The following is a 19,827-nucleotide window of genomic DNA, read 5'->3' on the forward strand; positions in this document are numbered from 1 at the left end:
ACCATGAACATGCGCACACCTCTCAGCAAGGTCCGCGGCTACGGCTCCGCCAAGGAAGGCACCGATCATTTCTGGCGCCAGCGCGTCACGGCGGTCGCCAACGTGCCGCTGTTGATCTTCTTCGTCATCTTCCTCGTTCGCTACGCCGGCGCTCCCTATGCGGAAGTCGTCTCGGCGCTTTCGAACCCCTTCGTCGCCGTCATCATGGGGATGGTCCTGCTTTCGGGCCTGATCCACATGAAGCTCGGCATGCAGGTGATCATCGAGGACTACGTGCACGGCGAAGGCGCGAAGATCGCCCTTCTCATGCTCAACACATTTTTCGCGATCTTGGTTGGCGGGCTCTGTCTTTTCGCCATCCTCAAGATCGCTTTTGCAGGGTAATTTCGTCATGGCATCGAACAGTTCACCCGCTGCAAACGGCAAGGCCTACCAGTATGTCGATCACGCTTTCGACGTTGTCGTCGTCGGCGCCGGCGGCGCGGGTCTGCGCGCCACGCTCGGCATGGCAGAGCAGGGCCTGAAGACGGCCTGCATCACCAAGGTCTTCCCGACGCGCTCGCACACGGTTGCCGCCCAGGGCGGCATCGCCGCCTCTCTGCAGAACATGACGCCGGACAGCTGGCAGTGGCACCTCTACGACACCGTCAAGGGCTCCGACTGGCTCGGCGACGTTGACGCCATGCAGTATCTCGCCATGGAAGCGCCGAAGGCGGTCTATGAGCTCGAGCACTACGGCGTGCCGTTCTCGCGCAACGAGGAAGGCAAGATCTACCAGCGGCCGTTCGGCGGCCACATGCAGAACTATGGCGAAGGCCCGCCGGTGCAGCGCACCTGTGCGGCAGCCGACCGTACCGGTCACGCCATCCTGCACACGCTCTACGGCCAGGCGCTGCGCAACAATGCCGAGTTCTTCATCGAGTATTTCGCGCTGGACCTGATCATGTCGGATGACGGTCGCTGCACCGGCGTCGTCGCCTGGAACCTCGACGACGGCACGATCCACCGCTTCTCCGCCAAGATGGTGGTGCTGGCGACGGGCGGCTACGGCCGCGCCTACTTCTCGGCAACCTCGGCGCATACCTGCACCGGCGACGGTGGCGGCATGATCGCGCGCGCCGGCCTGCCGCTGCAGGACATGGAATTCGTCCAGTTCCACCCGACCGGCATCTACGGTGCCGGCTGCCTGATCACCGAGGGTGCGCGCGGCGAAGGCGGTTACCTCGTCAACTCCGAAGGCGAGCGCTTCATGGAGCGCTATGCGCCGTCGGCCAAGGACCTGGCGTCGCGTGACGTGGTTTCGCGCTGCATGACGATGGAAATCCGCGAAGGCCGCGGCGTCGGTCGCAACAAGGATCACATCTTCCTGCATCTCGACCATCTCGATCCGGCCGTGCTGCACGAACGCCTGCCGGGCATCTCGGAATCGGCAAAAATCTTTGCCGGCGTCGACGTCACCCGCGAGCCGATCCCGGTTCTGCCGACCGTGCACTACAACATGGGCGGCGTGCCGACCAACTACTGGGGCGAAGTCTTGAACGCCGACAGCCAGAACCCCGAGCGCATAGCGCCCGGCCTGATGGCCGTGGGCGAAGCCGGCTGCGCCTCGGTGCACGGCGCCAACCGTCTCGGCTCCAACTCGCTGATCGACCTGGTGGTCTTCGGCCGGGCCGCCGCCATTCGCGCCGGTCAGGTCATCGACCGAAACGAAGCGGTGCCGGCGCTCAACGTTGCCGCCTGCGACAGGATCATGGCCCGCTTCGACGCCCAGCGTCATGCCAACGGCTCGACGCCGACGGCGGTGCTGCGCGAAAAGATGCAGCGCGCCATGCAGGAAGACGCCGCCGTGTTCCGCACGCAGGAATCGCTGGAATCGGGATGCAAGCGCATCTCTGCGATCTGGAAGGAACTGCCGGACGTCAAGGTCACCGACCGCTCGATGATCTGGAACTCCGACCTCGTCGAGACGCTGGAACTGCAGAACCTGATGGCAAACGCCATCACCACGATCTACGGCGCCGAAGCGCGCAAGGAGAGCCGTGGCTCGCACGCCCGCGAGGACTATACCGGCGGTGCGCTCGGCGGCCGTGACGACGTCAATTGGCGCAAGCACACACTCGCCTGGGTCAACGAGGCCGGCGACGTCAAGCTCGACTATCGCCCTGTCCATACCGACCTGATCGCCGAAGGCATCGATCCGAAAAAGATCGAGCCCAAGGCACGCGTCTACTGATCTTGAGGATTTAGGCACATGGTTGAACTCGCTCTCCCCAAGAACTCTCAGATGACCGAAGGCAAGGTTTGGCCGAAGCCGGAAGGCGCGACCAATGTTCGCGAATACCGTATCTATCGCTGGAACCCGGACGATGGCGCCAATCCGCGTATCGATACCTTCTATATCGATATCGACGATTGCGGCCCGATGGTGCTCGACGGTCTGCTCTATATCAAGAACAAGATCGACCCGACGCTGACGCTGCGCCGCTCCTGCCGCGAAGGCATCTGCGGTTCGTGCGCCATGAACATCGACGGCACCAACACGCTTGCCTGCACCAAGGGCATGGATGAGGTCACCGGCGCCGTGAAGGTCTATCCGCTGCCGCACATGCCCGTCGTCAAGGATCTGGTTCCGGATCTCACCCACTTCTACGCTCAGCACCGCTCGATCGAGCCGTGGCTGAAGACGGTGACGCCGACGCCCGCCAAGGAATGGAAGCAGAGCCATGAGGATCGCCTCAAGCTCGATGGCCTCTACGAATGCATCCTGTGCGCCTGCTGCTCGACCTCCTGTCCGAGCTATTGGTGGAACGGCGACCGTTACCTCGGTCCGGCTGTCCTGCTGCAGGCCTATCGCTGGCTGATCGACAGCCGCGATGAAGCGACCGGCGAGCGCCTCGACAATCTCGAGGATCCTTTCCGGCTCTATCGCTGCCACACGATCATGAACTGCGCCCAGGCCTGTCCGAAGGGGCTCAACCCGGCCAAGGCAATCGGCGAGATCAAGAAGATGCTGGTCGAGCGTCGGGTCTGATCCGGCGCATTCCAAAGCTATCGCATGTCGCGGCGGGCCTTGTGCCCGCCGTTTGCATTTCCTCTCCCTCGCATGAAGGGAGGCGGTCTGGACGGCCTTGCCTTTCGCCGGCAATCGTTGATTGTGCCGGTGAAAGACAGTCGTTTCGATCGCCTGAAGCAAGATGATACTGGCCTGAAGTCGTGATTGTCCGTTCCCGTAGACGTTTCAATCCTGCAACAGGTGTCATTGAATCGTCGTCCCTTGATTTGACAGGTGGATTTGCTGTATTTCGGCCTATATTATCGCGTTGCATCATGGTTCGCGGAACACATCGGGAGTAAAGATATGCGGGTTATTCATGCGGCGGCGGGGCTGGCGGTTGTGCTTGCGCTGACCGGATGCCAGCGGACATCCATGGGTGGCTTCAGCGCCCAGGATTCTTCACCTGCTCCCCTCCAGGCCCAGCCCGTACCGTCGGTCTCGTCGAACCAGCTTCCTGATCCCACAGGCAACACGTCACAATTCCCGGCTGCACCGACGGCTGGAACGGCGGTCGCCGGTGGCGCGCAGGCGGCCGGCACGCAGGTTGCTGCTGCCGCTGGGGGCGGTCTCGATGTGACCAAGGAATCGATGGTCGGCAACTGGCGCGTTTCGAGCGCCGGCAGCTCCTGCGACATGTTCCTGACGCTCACCAACCTCGGCAGCGGCTCGCGCGGCGGCACACGTGGCTGCGCCGGCGAGCTGACGGCCATGGGTTCCTGGGAAGTGGCCGGCAAGCAGGTCGTGCTCAAGGATCGCACCGGCAACGCCATTGCCCGCCTCTACAAGACGGCCGACGCGCGCTTCGACGGCTCGACCAATGGCGGCCAGCCGGTCAGCCTCAGCCGTTAACGACCTGATCCAGCCCGGCTCATCGCCGGGCTTCCTGTTTTCCGGTCCAGCTCGGGTGAGACGTGCTCAATCCTGACGACAGTATCCATCGCAAGCTCGAAACTCTCGTTCTGAGCGGTGAGCGAAAACGCGATCCCGCCCAGTTCGCGATCGCGCGGCGATTCGATCATCTATCCGCAGAACTCTTAGCGAGCAGGCCGTCGCGCAAGACCAATGCGCTCGGCTGGCTCTTTGCCTCGCGAAAGAAGGATCATCCACCGGTCAAGGGCCTCTACATCCACGGCGGCGTCGGCCGCGGCAAGACCATGCTGATGGACATGTTCTTCGAGGCGGTGCCGATCCAGCGCAAGCGCCGGGCGCATTTTCACGAGTTCATGGCCGATGTGCACGAGCGGATCTACAAGCACCGGCAGAAGCTGAAGAACGGCGAGACGAAGCAGGCCGATCCGATCCCGCCTGTCGCTTCGGAACTCTTCGGCGAAGCGCGGCTTCTATGCTTCGACGAGTTCACGGTCACCGACATTGCCGATGCAATGATCCTCGCCCGGCTGTTCAGCGAGCTCTTCGCCAAGGGCTGCGTACTCGTGGCGACCTCCAACGTGGCGCCGGACAATCTTTATCGCGACGGTCTCAACCGCGGGCTCTTCCTGCCGTTCATCGATCTCCTGAAGGCGAACACCGAGATCATCTCTCTCGACACTGATACGGACTACCGCCTGATGAAGACGGACGGGAGCCCGGTCTGGATTTCTCCGCTCGGACCCGACGCCGACGCGGCGATGGCGCAGGCCTGGAGCCGGCAGACGGCAGGCGCTGCCGCTGCGCCCGCCGAGGTGCCGCGCAAGGGGCGCAAGATCCCGGTGCCGGCGGCGGCCGGAAAGGCCGCCCGTTTCAGCTTCGCCGACCTTTGCCAGCAGCCGCTGGGGGCCGCCGACTATCTGGCGATCCTCGAGCGCTATTCGACCCTGTTCGTCGACCATGTGCCGCATCTCGGGCCGCATATGCGCAATGAAACCAAGCGCTTCATCCTGCTGGTCGATACGCTCTACGACAATGGCGCCCGTCTCTTTGCCTCGGCCGCTGCCGAACCGCAGCACCTTTTGACGCTGAAGAAAGGCACTGAAGGCTTCGAGTTCGACCGCACCGTATCGCGGCTGATCGAGATGCAGAGCGCGGAATATGCGGCAGAACATCCTGAAAATATTGCGGTTTCGTGACGCGCGCATGACGGAAATTCTTACGTTTACGTAAGAATTTTGTCATCTAACCGATTGAAATTGTTCCATCCAAAAGTATCGATTGATATTTTAACGATTGCCGTTTAATGGCTTCCGGCGAAGGTTTGGCGTTTGCGGCGTTTCAGGCCTCGATCAGTTTGGGATCACAAAGGAAGCACTTTCATGGCGCGCAACAAGATCGCACTTATCGGTTCAGGGATGATTGGTGGCACGCTGGCGCATCTCGCCGGCCTGAAGGAACTGGGCGACATCGTCCTCTTCGACATCGCCGACGGCATCCCGCAGGGCAAGGGTCTCGACATCGCTCAGTCCTCGCCGGTCGAAGGCTTCGACGCGAACCTGACGGGTGCCAGCGACTATTCCGCCATCGAAGGCGCCGATGTCTGCATCGTCACCGCCGGCGTCGCCCGCAAGCCGGGCATGAGCCGCGACGATCTGATCGGCATCAACCTCAAGGTCATGGAACAGGTTGGCGCGGGCATCAAGAAATACGCCCCGAACGCCTTCGTCATCTGCATCACCAACCCGCTGGACGCCATGGTCTGGGCGCTGCAGAAGTTCTCCGGCCTGCCGAAGAACAAGGTCGTCGGCATGGCCGGCGTTCTCGACAGCGCCCGCTTCCGCCTGTTCCTCGCGCAGGAATTCAACGTTTCGGTCCAGGACGTCACCGCCTTCGTTCTCGGCGGCCACGGCGACACCATGGTGCCGCTCGCCCGCTACTCGACCGTTGCCGGCATCCCGCTGACCGACCTCGTGCAGATGGGCTGGGTCACCAAGGAGCGCCTGGAAGAAATCATCCAGCGCACCCGTGACGGCGGCGCCGAAATCGTCGGCCTGCTCAAGACCGGCTCTGCCTACTACGCACCGGCCGCTTCGGCGATCGAGATGGCCGAAGCCTACCTCAAGGACAAGAAGCGCGTTCTGCCTTGCGCGGCACACCTGACCGGCCAGTACGGCGTCAAGGACATGTATGTCGGCGTTCCCACCGTCATCGGTGCCGGCGGCGTCGAGCGCATCATCGAGATCGATCTCAACAAGGCCGAGAAGGAAGCTTTCGACAAGTCGGTCGCTTCTGTCGCCGGCCTTTGCGAAGCCTGCATCACCATCGCACCGAGCCTGAAGCAGTAATCGCGTCCCGTTGAGCGGATGGTTGCATCCGCTCAACCTTTTGTTTTTGCCGCATTCTTGCGGGCGGGTGTTTTTCCTGTCTGCAGTCTGCTCCAGACAGGAAAAACACCATGAACATTCATGAATATCAGGCCAAGGCTCTCCTGAAGAGCTACGGCGCGCCGGTCGCGGAAGGTGTCGCGATCTTCTCCGCCGACGAGGCAGAAGCTGCTGCCAAGGCGCTCCCGGGCCCGCTCTACGTCGTCAAGAGCCAGATCCACGCCGGCGGCCGCGGCAAGGGCAAGTTCAAGGAACTCAGCCCCGACGCCAAGGGCGGCGTTCGTCTTGCTTTCTCGATCGATGAAGCCAAGGCACACGCCAAGGACATGCTCGGCAACACGCTCGTCACCGCGCAGACCGGCCCTGCCGGCAAGCAGGTGAACCGCCTCTACATCGAGGATGGCGCCGACATCGAACGCGAACTCTATCTGTCGCTGCTCGTCGACCGCTCGGTCGGCCAGGTTGCCTTCGTCGTTTCGACGGAAGGCGGCATGGACATCGAAGCAGTTGCGCACGACACGCCGGAAAAGATCGTCAACGTCGCGATCAACCCGGAAGCCGGCGTCACCGCCGCTGACCTCGCCAAGCTCACCTCGGCCCTGAAGCTCGAAGGCGAAGCCAAGGCTGACGCCGAAAAGCTCTTCCCGATCCTCTACAAGGCCTTTGTCGAAAAGGACATGAGCCTGCTCGAGATCAACCCGCTGATCGTCATGAAGAACGGCCGCGTGCGCGTTCTCGATGCCAAGGTCTCTTTCGACGGCAACGCGCTCTTCCGCCACGACGACATCAAGGCGCTGCGCGACGAAACCGAAGAAGACGCCAAGGAAATCGAGGCCTCCAAGTGGGACCTCGCCTATGTGGCGCTCGACGGCAACATCGGCTGCATGGTCAACGGCGCGGGCCTTGCCATGGCGACGATGGACATCATCAAGCTCTACGGCAAGGAGCCGGCGAACTTCTGCGACGTCGGCGGCGGCGCCGGCAAGGAGAAGGTTGCGGCAGCCTTCAAGATCATCACGGCCGACCCGAAGGTCGAGGGTATCCTCGTCAACATCTTCGGCGGCATCATGAAGTGCGACGTCATCGCTGAAGGTGTCGTTGCCGCCGTGCAGGAAGTCGGCCTCAAGGTTCCGCTGGTCGTGCGTCTCGAAGGCACGAATGTCGAACTTGGCAAGAAGATCCTGAACGAATCCGGCCTGGCGATCACCGCCGCCGACGATCTGGATGACGCTGCCAAGAAGATCGTCGCCGCGATCAACGGCTAACTGAAGGACCAGACCACATGTCGATTCTCGTCAACAAGAACACCAAGGTCCTCGTTCAGGGCCTGACCGGCAAGACCGGCACCTTCCACACCGAACAGGCGCTTGCCTACTACGGCACGCAGATGGTCGGCGGCATTCACCCGAAGAAGGGCGGCGAAACCTGGACCGGCTCCAAGGGCGAAAGCCTGCCGATCTTCGCGTCGGTTGCCGAAGGCCGTGAAAAGACCGGTGCGGACGCATCCGTGATCTACGTTCCGCCGGCAGGTGCCGCGGACGCGATCATCGAGGCGATCGATGCCGAAATCCCGTTCATCACCTGCATCACCGAAGGCATCCCGGTTGCCGACATGGTGCGCGTCAAGGCTCGTCTCGACCGCTCCAAGTCGCGCCTGCTCGGCCCGAACTGCCCCGGCATCCTGACGCCGGAAGAATGCAAGATCGGCATCATGCCGGGCTCGATCTTCCGCAAGGGTTCGGTCGGTATCGTCTCGCGCTCCGGCACGCTGACCTATGAAGCCGTGTTCCAGACCTCCAACGAAGGCCTCGGCCAGACGACGGCCGTCGGCATCGGCGGCGACCCGGTCAAGGGCACCGAGTTCATCGACGTGCTCGAGATGTTCCTCGCCGACGAAGCCACGACCTCGATCATCATGATCGGCGAAATCGGCGGCTCGGCTGAAGAAGATGCGGCGCAGTTCCTCATCGACGAAGCCAAGAAGGGTCGCAAGAAGCCGATGGCCGGCTTCATCGCGGGCCGTACCGCGCCGAAGGGACGCACCATGGGTCACGCCGGTGCTGTCGTTTCCGGCGGCAAGGGCGATGCTGAATCCAAGATCGCTGCGATGGAGCAGGCAGGCATCCGCGTGTCGCCGTCGCCGGCACGCCTCGGCAAGACGCTGGTCGAAGTCCTCAAGGGCTGACCTTACATAAGCGCCGTCGGGGCTGGCGACATGAGCCGGCCCCGACGACCGCAGTTATGACGCATGCAGGGCGCACAAGAGGCGCCCTATAATGATGAACGACCGGGAAAACCCGGCATCCCAACTTAAGTCAGGAGGCGGACCAAAACGTCCGCGAGAACCCATGGCAAGGCAAGAGGCCAACGAGCAATTCCAGCTCACATCGTTTCTGGACGGCGCGAACGCCGCCTATATCGAGCAGCTCTATGCACGCTACGAAACGGATCCATCGTCCGTCTCGGCTGAATGGCAGGCCTTCTTCAAGGCACTGGCCGACAAGCCTGAAGACGTGGTGAAGGCCGCCAAGGGCGCCTCCTGGAAGAAGCCCAACTGGCCGATCGTCGCCAATGGCGAGCTGGTCTCCGCGCTCGACGGCGACTGGGGCACGGTCGAAAAGGTCATCGAGAAGAAGGTGAAGGCGAAGGCTGAAGAAGCCGCTGCCGCCACCGGAACCGCGGCGAGCGCTGCCGATATCCATCAGGCGACGCGCGATTCGGTTCGCGCCATCATGATGATCCGCGCCTATCGTGCGCGTGGCCACCTGCATGCCAAGCTCGATCCGCTCGGCCTTGCTGCCCCGGTCGATGACTACAACGAGCTTTCGCCCTCGAACTACGGGTTCGAGGAGAAGGATCTCGACCGCAAGATCTTCATCGACAACGTGCTCGGCCTCGAATACGCGACCATTCGCGAGATGGTCGAAATCCTCGAGCGCACCTATTGCTCGACGATCGGCGTCGAATTCATGCACATGTCCAACCCGGAAGAGAAGGGCTGGATCCAGGAGCGCATCGAAGGCCCGGACAAGGGCGTCGACTTCACGCCCGAAGGCAAGAAGGCGATCCTGCAGAAACTGATCGAGTCGGAAGGCTTCGAGCAGTTCATCGACGTCAAGTACAAGGGCACCAAGCGCTTCGGTCTCGACGGCGGCGAATCGCTGATCCCGGCGCTCGAGCAGATCATCAAGCGCGGTGGCCAGGAAGGCCTGAAGGAAATCGTTCTCGGCATGGCCCACCGCGGCCGCCTGAACGTGCTGTCCCAGGTCATGGCAAAGCCGCATCGCGCCATCTTCCACGAATTCAAGGGCGGCTCCTACGCGCCTGACGACGTCGAAGGTTCGGGCGACGTGAAGTACCACCTCGGCGCTTCCTCCGACCGCGAATTCGACGGCAACAAGGTTCACCTGTCGCTGACGGCCAACCCGTCGCACCTCGAAATCGTCAACCCTGTCGTCATGGGCAAGGCCCGCGCCAAGCAGGATCAGATGGCGACCGTGTTCGAAGGCGACATCATCCCGCTGCGCGAACGCGCCAAGGTCATGCCGCTCTTGCTGCACGGTGATGCGGCCTTTGCGGGCCAGGGCGTGATTGCCGAAATCCTCGGGCTGTCGGGCCTGCGCGGTCACCGCGTTGCCGGCACGGTCCACTTCATCATCAACAACCAGATCGGCTTCACCACCAATCCGGCCTTCTCGCGCTCGTCGCCTTATCCGTCGGATGTGGCCAAGATGATCGAGGCGCCGATTTTCCACGTCAACGGCGACGATCCGGAAGCGGTGGTCTACGCGGCCAAGATCGCCACCGAATTCCGGATGAAGTTCCACAAGCCTGTCGTCATCGACATGTTCTGCTATCGCCGCTTCGGCCATAACGAAGGCGACGAGCCTGCGTTCACGCAGCCGAAGATGTACAAGGTCATCCGCGCCCACAAGACCGTCGTCCAGCTCTACTCCGATCGCCTGGTCGCTGAGGGCTTGATGAGCGAAGGCGAAGTCGAAAAGATGAAGGCCGACTGGCGCGCCCATCTCGAGCAGGAGTTCGAGGCTGGCCAGTCCTACAAGCCCAACAAGGCCGACTGGCTGGATGGCGTCTGGTCGGGCCTGCGTTCGGCTGACAACCAGGACGAACAGCGTCGCGGCAAGACCTCCGTGCCGATGAAGCAGCTCAAGGAAATCGGCCGCAAGATCGCCGAGATCCCGGCGGGCTTCAACGCCCACCGCACGATCCAGCGCTTTATGGAAAACCGCGCCAACATGGTGACAACCGGCGAGGGGATCGACTGGGCGATGGCCGAAGCGCTGGCGTTCGGCACGCTCTGCGTCGAAGGCACCAAGATCCGCCTGTCCGGCCAGGACTGCGAACGCGGCACCTTCTCGCAGCGCCACTCGGTTCTTTACGATCAGCAGACCGAAGACCGCTACATCCCGCTCGCCAACCTCGCGCCGACCCAGGCCCGCTACGAAGTCATCAACTCGATGCTTTCGGAAGAGGCCGTGCTCGGTTTCGAATACGGCTATTCGCTGGCCCGTCCGAACGCGCTAACCCTCTGGGAAGCCCAGTTCGGCGACTTCGCCAACGGCGCACAGGTCGTGTTTGACCAGTTCGTCTCGTCGGGCGAACGCAAGTGGCTGCGCATGTCGGGCCTCGTCTGCCTGCTGCCGCACGGCTATGAAGGCCAGGGTCCGGAGCACTCGTCCGCCCGCCTCGAACGCTTCCTGCAGCTCTGCGCGGAAGACAACATGCAGGTCGCCAACGTCACGACGCCGGCGAACTACTTCCACATCCTGCGCCGCCAGGTGAAGCGCGACTTCCGCAAACCGCTGATCCTGATGACGCCGAAGTCGCTGTTGCGCCACAAGCGTGCGGTTTCGAGCCTGTCGGAAATGGCCGGCGAAAGCTCGTTCCACCGTCTGCTGTGGGATGACGCCGAAGTCATCAAGGACGGCCCGATCAAGCTGCAGAAGGATTCCAAGATCCGTCGCGTCGTGCTCTGCTCCGGCAAGGTCTACTACGATCTGCTCGAAGAGCGCGAGAAGCGCGGTATCGACGACGTCTACCTGCTGCGCGTCGAACAGCTCTATCCGTTCCCGGCCAAGGCGCTGATCAACGAGCTCAGCCGCTTCCGCAACGCGGAGATGGTCTGGTGCCAGGAAGAGCCGAAGAACATGGGCGCCTGGTCGTTTATCGACCCGTACCTGGAATGGGTGCTCGCCCATATCGACGCCAAGTATCAGCGCGTGCGCTACACCGGCCGTCCGGCTGCCGCATCGCCGGCAACGGGCCTGATGTCGAAGCACATGGCGCAGCTGGCCGCCTTCCTCGAGGACGCGCTGGGGGGCTGATGCCCCCCTTGGCGACGCGCCAATCGATAGAAACAGATACCTGATCAACGGAACAAAAATCATGGCAACAGAAATCCGCGTTCCCACCCTTGGCGAATCCGTCAGCGAAGCGACCGTCGGCACCTGGTTCAAGAAGGTCGGCGATGCCATCAAGGCAGACGAGCCGCTCTTGGAACTTGAAACCGACAAGGTGACGATCGAAGTTCCGGCTCCGTCTGCCGGCGTTCTCACCGAGATCGTTGCCCAGGCCGGCGAGACCGTCGGTCTCGGCGCGCTGCTCGGCCAGATCGCCGCTGGCGCTGGCGCTGCTGCCGCCGCTCCGGCTGCTGCAGCTGAAAAGAAGGCCGAGCCTGTAGCTGCCGCTCCGGCTGCCCAGCCCGCTGCTGCAGCGCCTGCCGCTTCCTCCATGCCGCCGGCACCGTCCGCCGGCAAGCTGCTTGCCGAAAACAACCTCTCGGCCGACCAGGTCGACGGTTCGGGCAAGCGCGGCCAGGTCTTGAAGGGTGACGTGCTTGCCGCCGTTGCCAAGGGCATTTCGGCCCCGGCCGCTTCCGAGCCGGTCAAGGTCCAGGCCCGGGCGCCGTCGACCACCGAGGACGTCGTTCGCGAAGAGCGCGTCAAGATGACTCGCCTGCGCCAGACGATCGCCCGTCGCCTCAAGGACGCGCAGAACACCGCCGCCATGCTCACCACCTATAACGAGGTGGACATGAGCGCGGTCATGAGCCTGCGCAACCGCTACAAGGACATCTTCGAGAAGAAGCACGGCGTGAAGCTCGGCTTCATGGGCTTCTTCACCAAGGCCGTCACCCATGCGCTGAAGGAAATCCCGGCCGTCAACGCCGAGATCGATGGCACCGACGTCATCTACAAGAACTTCTGCCACATCGGCGTCGCCGTCGGCACCGACAAGGGTCTTGTCGTTCCTGTCGTTCGCGATGCCGACCAGATGTCGATCGCCGAGATCGAGAAGGACATCGGCCGCCTGGGCAAGCTTGCCCGCGATGGTCAGCTCTCCATGGCCGACATGCAGGGCGGCACCTTCACCATCTCCAACGGTGGCGTCTACGGTTCGCTGATGTCCTCGCCGATCCTGAATGCACCGCAGTCGGGCATTCTCGGCATGCACAAGATCCAGGACCGTCCTGTCGTCGTCGGCGGCCAGATCGTTATCCGTCCGATGATGTACCTGGCGCTGTCCTACGACCACCGCATGGTTGACGGCAAGGAAGCGGTTACCTTCCTCGTGCGCGTCAAGGACAGCCTCGAGGATCCGGAACGTCTGGTTCTCGACCTCTAGGGCTCGATCTCTAAGACAATGGCGGGGGCGCAAACGCAGCCCCCGCTTCCTTCTCAGGCCCGTTCATTCCGGATCGCGCGATGTCGCTGGAACTGACCTATCTGCTCTGGAGCGCCGTGCTCGCCATCGTCTATGTGATGGCGCAGGCGGGTGCCTATCGGCTGCAGAATGGCATCATAGAGGCTGATACCAATCGCGATGTGACGTCCGAACCGAACGTCTTCACGGGACGGGCGACCAGGGCGCTGCGCAACTTTCATGAGACCTATCCGGTCTTCATTGCGCTTGCCGTGGTGATCGAGCTTTCCGGCCGAAGCGACGCGCTGACTCAATGGGGCGCGATGCTCTGGTTCTGGGCAAGGGTCGTCTATTTGCCGATTTACATTGGCGGTCTCGGGCTCATCCGCTCGGCCGTGTGGACGGTGTCTGCGGCCGGGCTGGTGCTGATGCTGGCAGGCAGTCTCGCCTAGTTTGTTTTTAGGCATTTCCTGGAAATGCTCTGGACGGAGGAGTACGACATGGCATTCGGGTCCGACGTACCGCCTATCCAGGCCCACATCTGCGTCAGGGACGGGCTGGCCGCCATCGCCTTCTACGAGAAGGCTTTCGGCGCGGTGAACACCTTTCAGCAGATGGCGGAAGACGGCAAGCGGGTGATGCACGCCAACCTTTCGCTGTTTCGTGGCGAGGTGATGCTGCACGACGAGTTTCCCGAATTCGGTGGCAGCATGCTGTCGCCACTGACAATTGGCGGCACCGGCGTCGCGATCAGCATCAACCTGCCCGAAGCCGGCGATGTCGATGCGGCTTTTGAGCGGGCGACGGCCGCCGGGGCATCGACAGTGCTGGAGCCGCAGGATACGTTCTGGCAGGCGCGGTATGCGCGCATCAGGGATCCCTTCGGCCACGTCTGGGCCTTCAACGCACCGGTCGCACACTCATGAGCCAACACCTTCTCGAACTTGCATCGCTGATGGCAATCTTTTCCTTCGCCATCGTTTCGCCCGGTGCCGATCTGGCGATGGTCATGCGCCAATCGATCGTCCATGGCCGCCGTCCGGCGATCATCACGTCGTTTGGCATCGGCACCTCGCTGATGTTTCACGTCACCTATACGATCCTCGGTCTCGGGCTGATCATTTCGCAGTCGATCTACCTGTTCAACATCGTCAAATGGTGCGGCGTCGCTTACCTGATCTATATCGGCATCAAGGCGCTCAGGGCCGGGCAGACGGAGATTTCCGTCGATGCCGCCCCGTCGGGCGAGCCCGCGAAAAGCCAGTCGGCGGCTAAGGCGTTCGGCCTTGGCTTTGCCGCCAATGCGCTCAATCCGAAGCCGGTGTTCTTCTTCCTGTCGATCTTCTCGACGGTGGTTCACGCCCACACGCCGATCATGATCAAGTTCGGCTACGGCCTGGTGATGGCGACCTGCCTGATTGCGTGGTTCGTCGGCGTCAGCCTGTTCATGACCACGCCGCGCATGCGGGCTGCCTTCACACGGGCCAGCAAGTGGATCGACCGCGCCAGCGGCCTGGTGTTCATCGCGCTCGGCATTAAGCTCGCGACGGAGAAGGCTGCCTGATCATGGTCATTGCCCATTGCCTGATCGTTGCTGCACTTGGCGTCTTGACTGCCACGCCGGCGCTTGGCGCGGAGTGCAGTCAGGCGCGCGCCATCTACGGCGACCGCGATGGGGGATACGAGCTGCGCTTCGAGCCGGTGGGATCGGAAAGTGCGGTGACGAGCAATCATTTCAAGATCGCCGTCCTGAAACCGGGTCTGCTGCTCGATGGCGTCGTCATGCCATCGGGTGAGCCGGAGCGCGCGACTGGCATCGTCATGCACGAGTGCCCGACCGGAGACGTCACCGGCGAAGAGCTCCGCAAATGCACTGTCTGGCAGGGGCCGGTCTATTCCGTCGACAAGGTCGGCGCGATCACCGAGATCCCGCCCGAAACCGCGCCGGCGGCGCACCAGATCCTGCTTCCCGATTTCGGCCCCGCCCTTCGTGCTTCGAGCGCCTGGGGCAAGGGCAAGGCGGAGGTTGACAGCTGGGACGCCTTTACCCTCAAGGGGTGCGCCGCATGAGGGAAGCGCCCGTCGTTCTCGTCACCGGCGGCAGCCGTGGCATCGGGGCAGCCGTCTGCCTCGGTGCTGCCAAAGCCGGCTGGTCCGTCGCCGTGAACTACGCATCGAACGCTCAAGCCGCCGACGCGGTTGTCGCCGCGATCCGGCAGGGCGGCGGTTCGGCGATTGCGGTCAGGGGCGACGTCGGGTCTGATACTGATATCAAGTCAATCTTTGCCGCCGTCGATAAGGCCTTCGGCCGGCTCGACGGTCTGGTCAACAATGCCGGCATCGTCGGCCCCACCCAGCGCGTCGACGAAATGTCGGTCGAGCGGCTGGAGCGGATGTTCCGCATCAATGTGACGGGCTCCATCCTGTGCGCGGGCGAAGCGGTTCGCCGCATGTCGACGCGCCATGGCGGCAAGGGCGGCGTCATCGTCAATATCTCGTCGGTTGCGGCCGAACTCGGCTCGCCGGCGCAATATGTCGACTATGCCGCCTCGAAGGGCGCGATCGACACGTTCACGATCGGTCTTGCGCGCGAAGTCGCGACCGAGGGCGTGCGCGTGAACGCGGTTCGCCCGGGGATCATCGATACTGAAATCCACGCGTCCGGCGGCCTGCCGGACCGGGCACGCGATCTCGCGTCAACCATCCCCGTCCAGCGACCCGGCACGGCCGAGGAAGTGGCGGATGCGGTTCTTTACCTCCTATCCGATAAGGCAACTTACGTGACGGGAGCCATTCTCAATGTCAGCGGCGGACGGTAACCGTCCTGAAGGAAGGATAATCCAATGGCTTATGATCTCATCGTTATCGGCAGCGGCCCGGGCGGCTACGTCTGCGCTATCAAGGCGGCCCAGCTCGGCCTGAAGGTCGGCGTCGTCGAAAAGCGCGCCACCTACGGCGGCACCTGCCTCAACATCGGCTGCATCCCGTCGAAAGCGCTGCTGCACGCTTCGGAAATGTTCCACCAGGCCGGTCATGGCCTGGATACGCTTGGCGTCGAAGTCGGCGCGCCGAAGCTCAATCTGGCAAAGATGATGGCGCACAAGGATGCGACCGTTAAGGCCAACGTCGAGGGCGTTTCCTTCCTGTTCAAGAAAAACAAGATCGACGGCATCCAGGGCACCGGCAAGGTGCTCGGCCAGGGCAAGGTCTCGGTGACCAACGACAAGGGCGAGGAACAGATCCTCGAAACCAAGAATATCGTCATCGCCACCGGCTCCGACGTTGCCGGCATTCCAGGCGTTCAGGTCGATATCGACGAGAAGGTGATCATCTCGTCCACCGGCGGCATTGCGCTCGAAAAGGTGCCGGGCAACATGATCGTCGTCGGCGGCGGCGTCATCGGTCTCGAACTCGGCTCGGTCTGGGCCCGTCTCGGCGCCAAGGTGACCGTGGTCGAATATCTCGACGCGATCCTCGGCGGCATGGACGGCGAAGTCTCCAAGCAGTTCCAGCGCATGCTCGCCAAGCAGGGGATGGAATTCAAGCTCGGCGCCAAGGTGACCGGCGTCGTCAAGGACGGCAAGGGCGCCAAGGTGACATTCGAACCGGTCAAGGGTGGTGACGCCGTCACGCTCGACGCCGATGTCGTGCTGATCGCCACCGGCCGCAAGCCCTACACCGAAGGCCTCGGCCTTGCCGAAGCCGGCGTCGTCATGGACCCGCGCGGCCGCGTCGAGATCGACAATCACTTCCAGACCAGCGTTGCCGGCATCTATGCCATCGGCGACGTCGTGCGCGGCCCGATGCTGGCGCACAAGGCCGAAGACGAGGGCGTTGCGGTTGCCGAAATCCTCGCGGGCCAGGCCGGCCACGTCAACTATGATGTCATTCCGGGCGTCGTCTACACCCAGCCGGAAGTGGCTTCCGTCGGCAAGACCGAGGAAGAGCTGAAGGCTGCAGGCATCGCCTACAAGGTCGGCAAGTTCCCGTTCACTGCCAACGGGCGCGCGCGGGCGATGCAGGCGACCGACGGCTTCGTCAAGATCCTTGCCGACAAGGAAACCGACAGGGTTCTCGGCGGCCATATCGTCGGCTTCGGCGCCGGCGAAATGATCCACGAGATCGCCGTTCTGATGGAATTCGGCGGTTCGTCGGAAGATCTCGGCCGCACCTGCCACGCACACCCGACCATGTCGGAAGCGGTCAAGGAAGCGGCGCTGTCGACTTTCTTCAAGCCGATCCATATGTGACGATTTGGCAGGGGGCTGCGACAAGCGGCCCCCTGTTCCGCGCCTTCATTCGGCGCGATCATCGACCTCACGCGCTTGCGACGGAGAACCGTCGCTTCGGGCCATGCGCAATTCCGGCACCTTGTCCTGGAGTTGCTGTCGCTGCCGCCACGAGGGATCATGAAGCCAAGACCCGCCACAGTTGTTCTGCCGAACCCGCACCTGCCAGAGGCCGATTGGGCCGATCGCTTCGAGCTTGCCCTGAACGGAAAGGGGCTGACGGCGATCGAGGCCGCCGAGCGCTCGCTTGGCAATTCGCCTTCCTGGGTGAGCGGTTTGCTTGCGCTGCGCAACCGGCTGGTGTCGGTGGTCGGCCTGAAGACCGAGGCACCGTCCCCGGGCAAGTATGGCCTGATCGGGCCGTTCCCTGTCTTGTCCCAAAACGACGACGAGGTCGTGCTCGGCTTCAACGATGCCCATCTCGATTTTCGCATCGTCGTCGATGTCAGGGCGGGTTCGGCCGTCAACCAGATCGTCGGCATGACGACGCTGATCCGGCGCCACAGCACGCTCGGGCGCGTTTATCTCGCGGCGGTCATGCCGTTTCACAAGGTGATCGTGCCGACGATGCTGGCGGGCGCGGCAGGCCGCCAGGGTTGAGCGCATCAGCTTTGGCCGGGTGCCTTCAATCCTGATAGAAGCAGGTCGAGATTGCCGATGGCCTTGGCGAGGCGCGGGGCGGGGTCGGTGGCTTCTGCAATCCAGAGTGCCGCATCGACAAGGGCGCCATTGATCATGTGCGCCAGGGTCTCGGCATCCCCCTCGCGGACCACGCCATCTGCCATCATCGCGGCGAGCCTTGCGGTCAAAGAAGTGTGGCACGCGCGCCTGCTCGTTTCCAGATAATCCGGTCCGAGAAACGTTGGCGCATCCTTCAGGACAATCCTCTGAATGTCAGGTTCGAGTGCCGTCTCGAGATAGAGCCGGCATCGCCGGACGAAACCTGCCCAGAGGTCCAGCGTCGCGGATGCGGCGTTGAGCCTTTCATCCATTTCAGCATCCATGGTCGAAACAACCGCGCGCAGCAGGCCCTTCTTGTCACCGAAATGATGGTAGAGCGCGCCGCGCGTCAGGCCCGCGGCAGCGGTCAGGTCGTCCATCGAGGTCTCGGCATAGCCCAGACGACCGAAAGCCTCGCGTGCGGCCGTGATCAGCTTTCCTCGCGTCTCTTCGATCATGTCGCTGCGCGCCCGCCGTGCCATCGATCCCTCCAAGTTAACATACGTCTCGTATGTCAATTGACATGCAAGACGTATGTCAATATCTCTCGCATACATCGCGTATGTCAATACAGGCGCCTGTCACGGTGCGTCGCTGGAGTTTCCATGGCAAACCCTTACGGACAGATTTTCGCCGTTCCCGGCACGACAGCATTCACGCTGGCGGGTCTGGTTTCGCGCCTGCCGCTGTCGATGATGGCCATCGGCATCATCACCATGCTGGCCCAGGCGCGCGGCTCCTACGGCCTTGCAGGTGGGGTTGCCGCGGCCTTCACGCTGGCCCTGGCACTGGTGGCACCGCAGGTTTCGCGGCTCGTGGATCGTTTTGGCCAGGGCCGTGTCTTGCCCGTCGCCGCCGCGCTCAGCATCGCCGGCACCGCAGGCCTCTTGATCGCGACCCACTGGCGGGCACCGGACTGGACGCTTTTCGTGTTTGCTCTCATCGCCGGTTCTGCGCCCAGCATGTCGGCCATGACCAGGGCGCGGTGGAGCGAGATCTATCGCGGCCGTCCCGAACTGAAGACGGCCTTCTCGCTGGAATCGGTGTTCGACGAAGTCTGCTTCATCGTCGGCCCGCCCATTGCCGTGGGGCTGAGTGTCGGGCTGTTTCCCGAGGCAGGCCCCTTGGCCGCGGCCATCTTTCTGGCGATCGGGGTTACCGCATTCGTGTTGCAGAAGGGCACGGAGCCGTCAGTGCGACCGCCCGAAACCATCGCCACGGGTTCGGCGCTTCGTTATCCCGCCCCGCATGTATTGATCCTGGCGCTCGCCGGCATGGGCGTGATCGTCGGCACGATCGACGTCGTCAGCGTCGCCTTTGCCGAAGCGGAAGGCCAGCCCGCTGCCGCAAGCGTCGTTCTTTCCCTCTATGCGCTCGGCTCCTGCATCGCCGGCCTGACCTTTGGTGCCGTCCGGATCGGCTTGTCGCTGCCGAAGCTCTTTCTGATCGGCGCGGGGATGACGGCCGCCAGCACCTTGCCGCTGTTGCTGGTCGACGGCGTCACCAGCCTTGCCGCGATGATGTTCCTATCCGGCGTGTTCTTCGCGCCGACGATGATCGTCGCTCTGAGCATGGGGGAGATCGTCGTGCCGCCGGCCAAACTCACCGAGGGGCTGACCTGGTTGACGACAGGCCTCGGCATCGGGGTTGCCGCAGGCGCGGCATCGGCAGGCGCCGTGGTCGCTCGTTTCGGCGTGCAGACCGGCTTTGCCATCGCGGTTGCAGCGGGCGTCCTGATCCTTGTCGCGGCCCTAGCCGGCTATCGCCGCCTGTCGAGGATAGACGCCGCTCATGCCGTCAAGGCAGACGTAGCGACGGATTCTCGCGCTGGCGTCGGCGCCTGAGA

At 63.0% G+C, this 19,827-nt stretch carries 19 protein-coding genes; 18 read left to right on the forward strand and 1 reads right to left on the reverse strand.

Going from position 1 to position 19,827, the window contains the following annotated elements; all coding sequences use genetic code 11:
* Positions 1-3: 3 nt before the first annotated feature.
* The 17 genes from sdhD to HT585_RS18920 all read left to right on the forward strand — a co-directional run bounded on the left by sdhD (position 4) and on the right by HT585_RS18920 (position 17,861).
* Complete coding sequence (gene sdhD / locus HT585_RS18840; protein ID WP_176354414.1) at positions 4-384, forward strand: succinate dehydrogenase, hydrophobic membrane anchor protein; 381 nt, start codon at positions 4-6, stop codon at positions 382-384.
* A gap of 7 nt (positions 385-391) precedes the next feature.
* Positions 392-2,233, forward strand: coding sequence for a succinate dehydrogenase flavoprotein subunit (sdhA, locus tag HT585_RS18845; protein ID WP_176354415.1), 1,842 nt, complete (start codon positions 392-394; stop codon positions 2,231-2,233).
* Positions 2,234-2,251: 18 nt separating this feature from the next.
* Positions 2,252-3,031: a succinate dehydrogenase iron-sulfur subunit gene (locus HT585_RS18850; RefSeq protein WP_176354416.1), complete on the forward strand. Its 780-nt coding sequence runs from the start codon at positions 2,252-2,254 to the stop codon at positions 3,029-3,031.
* Between the two features lie 327 nt (positions 3,032-3,358).
* Positions 3,359-3,904: a protease inhibitor Inh/omp19 family protein gene (locus HT585_RS18855; protein WP_176354417.1), complete on the forward strand. Its 546-nt coding sequence runs from the start codon at positions 3,359-3,361 to the stop codon at positions 3,902-3,904.
* Between the two features lie 62 nt (positions 3,905-3,966).
* Positions 3,967-5,121: a cell division protein ZapE gene (gene zapE, locus HT585_RS18860; protein ID WP_176354418.1), complete on the forward strand. Its 1,155-nt coding sequence runs from the start codon at positions 3,967-3,969 to the stop codon at positions 5,119-5,121.
* Positions 5,122-5,304: 183 nt separating this feature from the next.
* On the forward strand, positions 5,305-6,270 hold the full coding sequence (mdh, locus tag HT585_RS18865; protein ID WP_176354419.1) for a malate dehydrogenase: 966 nt from the start codon (positions 5,305-5,307) through the stop codon (positions 6,268-6,270).
* Positions 6,271-6,380: 110 nt separating this feature from the next.
* On the forward strand, positions 6,381-7,574 hold the full coding sequence (gene sucC, locus HT585_RS18870) for an ADP-forming succinate--CoA ligase subunit beta (protein ID WP_176354420.1): 1,194 nt from the start codon (positions 6,381-6,383) through the stop codon (positions 7,572-7,574).
* A 17-nt stretch (positions 7,575-7,591) separates the two neighbouring features.
* Positions 7,592-8,494: a succinate--CoA ligase subunit alpha gene (gene sucD, locus HT585_RS18875; RefSeq protein ID WP_034802559.1), complete on the forward strand. Its 903-nt coding sequence runs from the start codon at positions 7,592-7,594 to the stop codon at positions 8,492-8,494.
* Positions 8,495-8,657: 163 nt separating this feature from the next.
* Complete coding sequence (locus tag HT585_RS18880; protein WP_176354421.1) at positions 8,658-11,654, forward strand: 2-oxoglutarate dehydrogenase E1 component; 2,997 nt, start codon at positions 8,658-8,660, stop codon at positions 11,652-11,654.
* A 61-nt stretch (positions 11,655-11,715) separates the two neighbouring features.
* A complete protein-coding gene (gene odhB, locus HT585_RS18885) occupies positions 11,716-12,954 on the forward strand; it encodes a 2-oxoglutarate dehydrogenase complex dihydrolipoyllysine-residue succinyltransferase (RefSeq protein ID WP_176354422.1) in 1,239 nt (412 codons plus the stop codon).
* A gap of 80 nt (positions 12,955-13,034) precedes the next feature.
* On the forward strand, positions 13,035-13,424 hold the full coding sequence (locus HT585_RS18890) for an MAPEG family protein (RefSeq protein WP_176354423.1): 390 nt from the start codon (positions 13,035-13,037) through the stop codon (positions 13,422-13,424).
* Between the two features lie 48 nt (positions 13,425-13,472).
* Complete coding sequence (locus HT585_RS18895; RefSeq protein ID WP_176354424.1) at positions 13,473-13,898, forward strand: VOC family protein; 426 nt, start codon at positions 13,473-13,475, stop codon at positions 13,896-13,898.
* The gene (locus tag HT585_RS18900) at positions 13,895-14,536 is read left to right on the forward strand and encodes a LysE family translocator (RefSeq protein WP_176354425.1); all 642 of its coding nucleotides are present in this window, start codon (positions 13,895-13,897) and stop codon (positions 14,534-14,536) included. The genes HT585_RS18895 and HT585_RS18900 overlap by 4 nt, the downstream gene beginning before the upstream one ends.
* Before the next feature lie 2 nt (positions 14,537-14,538).
* Positions 14,539-15,042 carry a hypothetical protein gene (locus HT585_RS18905; RefSeq protein ID WP_176354426.1) on the forward strand — a complete coding sequence of 168 codons (504 nt, stop codon included), beginning with the start codon at positions 14,539-14,541 and terminating at the stop codon, positions 15,040-15,042.
* Positions 15,039-15,791, forward strand: coding sequence for an SDR family oxidoreductase (locus HT585_RS18910; protein ID WP_176354427.1), 753 nt, complete (start codon positions 15,039-15,041; stop codon positions 15,789-15,791). The genes HT585_RS18905 and HT585_RS18910 overlap by 4 nt, the downstream gene beginning before the upstream one ends.
* A 24-nt stretch (positions 15,792-15,815) precedes the next feature.
* Positions 15,816-17,222 (forward strand): dihydrolipoyl dehydrogenase, encoded by a 1,407-nt coding sequence (gene lpdA, locus HT585_RS18915; RefSeq protein ID WP_176354428.1) that lies wholly within the window; start codon positions 15,816-15,818, stop codon positions 17,220-17,222.
* 159 nt (positions 17,223-17,381) lie between these two features.
* Complete coding sequence (locus HT585_RS18920; protein ID WP_176354429.1) at positions 17,382-17,861, forward strand: DUF2867 domain-containing protein; 480 nt, start codon at positions 17,382-17,384, stop codon at positions 17,859-17,861.
* A gap of 5 nt (positions 17,862-17,866) precedes the next feature.
* Here HT585_RS18920 and HT585_RS18925 read toward each other — a convergent pair whose 3' ends face one another.
* Positions 17,867-18,463 (reverse strand): TetR/AcrR family transcriptional regulator, encoded by a 597-nt coding sequence (locus HT585_RS18925; protein WP_176354430.1) that lies wholly within the window; start codon positions 18,461-18,463, stop codon positions 17,867-17,869.
* A gap of 123 nt (positions 18,464-18,586) precedes the next feature.
* Here HT585_RS18925 and HT585_RS18930 point away from each other — a divergent pair, with 123 nt between their 5' ends.
* Positions 18,587-19,825: an MFS transporter gene (locus HT585_RS18930; protein ID WP_176354431.1), complete on the forward strand. Its 1,239-nt coding sequence runs from the start codon at positions 18,587-18,589 to the stop codon at positions 19,823-19,825.
* Positions 19,826-19,827 lie beyond the last annotated feature (2 nt).

Source organism: Ensifer oleiphilus (assembly GCF_013371465.1).
Lineage (GTDB): Bacteria > Pseudomonadota > Alphaproteobacteria > Rhizobiales > Rhizobiaceae > Ensifer > Ensifer oleiphilus.

Bases quoted from the DNA above. Each gene is read 5' to 3' on its own strand.
- sdhA (WP_176354415.1), top strand. From the start codon at position 392: ATGGCATCGAACAGTTCACCCGCTGCAAACGGCAAGGCCTACCAGTAT.
- sucC (WP_176354420.1), top strand. From the start codon at position 6,381: ATGAACATTCATGAATATCAGGCCAAGGCTCTCCTGAAGAGCTACGGC.
- HT585_RS18850 (WP_176354416.1), top strand. From the start codon at position 2,252: ATGGTTGAACTCGCTCTCCCCAAGAACTCTCAGATGACCGAAGGCAAG.
- HT585_RS18900 (WP_176354425.1), top strand. From the start codon at position 13,895: ATGAGCCAACACCTTCTCGAACTTGCATCGCTGATGGCAATCTTTTCC.
- HT585_RS18920 (WP_176354429.1), top strand. From the start codon at position 17,382: ATGAAGCCAAGACCCGCCACAGTTGTTCTGCCGAACCCGCACCTGCCA.
- HT585_RS18905 (WP_176354426.1), top strand. From the start codon at position 14,539: ATGGTCATTGCCCATTGCCTGATCGTTGCTGCACTTGGCGTCTTGACT.
- HT585_RS18925 (WP_176354430.1), bottom strand. From the start codon at position 18,463: ATGGCACGGCGGGCGCGCAGCGACATGATCGAAGAGACGCGAGGAAAG.
- mdh (WP_176354419.1), top strand. From the start codon at position 5,305: ATGGCGCGCAACAAGATCGCACTTATCGGTTCAGGGATGATTGGTGGC.
- sdhD (WP_176354414.1), top strand. From the start codon at position 4: ATGAACATGCGCACACCTCTCAGCAAGGTCCGCGGCTACGGCTCCGCC.
- HT585_RS18930 (WP_176354431.1), top strand. From the start codon at position 18,587: ATGGCAAACCCTTACGGACAGATTTTCGCCGTTCCCGGCACGACAGCA.
- sucD (WP_034802559.1), top strand. From the start codon at position 7,592: ATGTCGATTCTCGTCAACAAGAACACCAAGGTCCTCGTTCAGGGCCTG.
- HT585_RS18895 (WP_176354424.1), top strand. From the start codon at position 13,473: ATGGCATTCGGGTCCGACGTACCGCCTATCCAGGCCCACATCTGCGTC.
- HT585_RS18910 (WP_176354427.1), top strand. From the start codon at position 15,039: ATGAGGGAAGCGCCCGTCGTTCTCGTCACCGGCGGCAGCCGTGGCATC.
- HT585_RS18880 (WP_176354421.1), top strand. From the start codon at position 8,658: ATGGCAAGGCAAGAGGCCAACGAGCAATTCCAGCTCACATCGTTTCTG.
- odhB (WP_176354422.1), top strand. From the start codon at position 11,716: ATGGCAACAGAAATCCGCGTTCCCACCCTTGGCGAATCCGTCAGCGAA.
- lpdA (WP_176354428.1), top strand. From the start codon at position 15,816: ATGGCTTATGATCTCATCGTTATCGGCAGCGGCCCGGGCGGCTACGTC.
- HT585_RS18855 (WP_176354417.1), top strand. From the start codon at position 3,359: ATGCGGGTTATTCATGCGGCGGCGGGGCTGGCGGTTGTGCTTGCGCTG.
- HT585_RS18890 (WP_176354423.1), top strand. From the start codon at position 13,035: ATGTCGCTGGAACTGACCTATCTGCTCTGGAGCGCCGTGCTCGCCATC.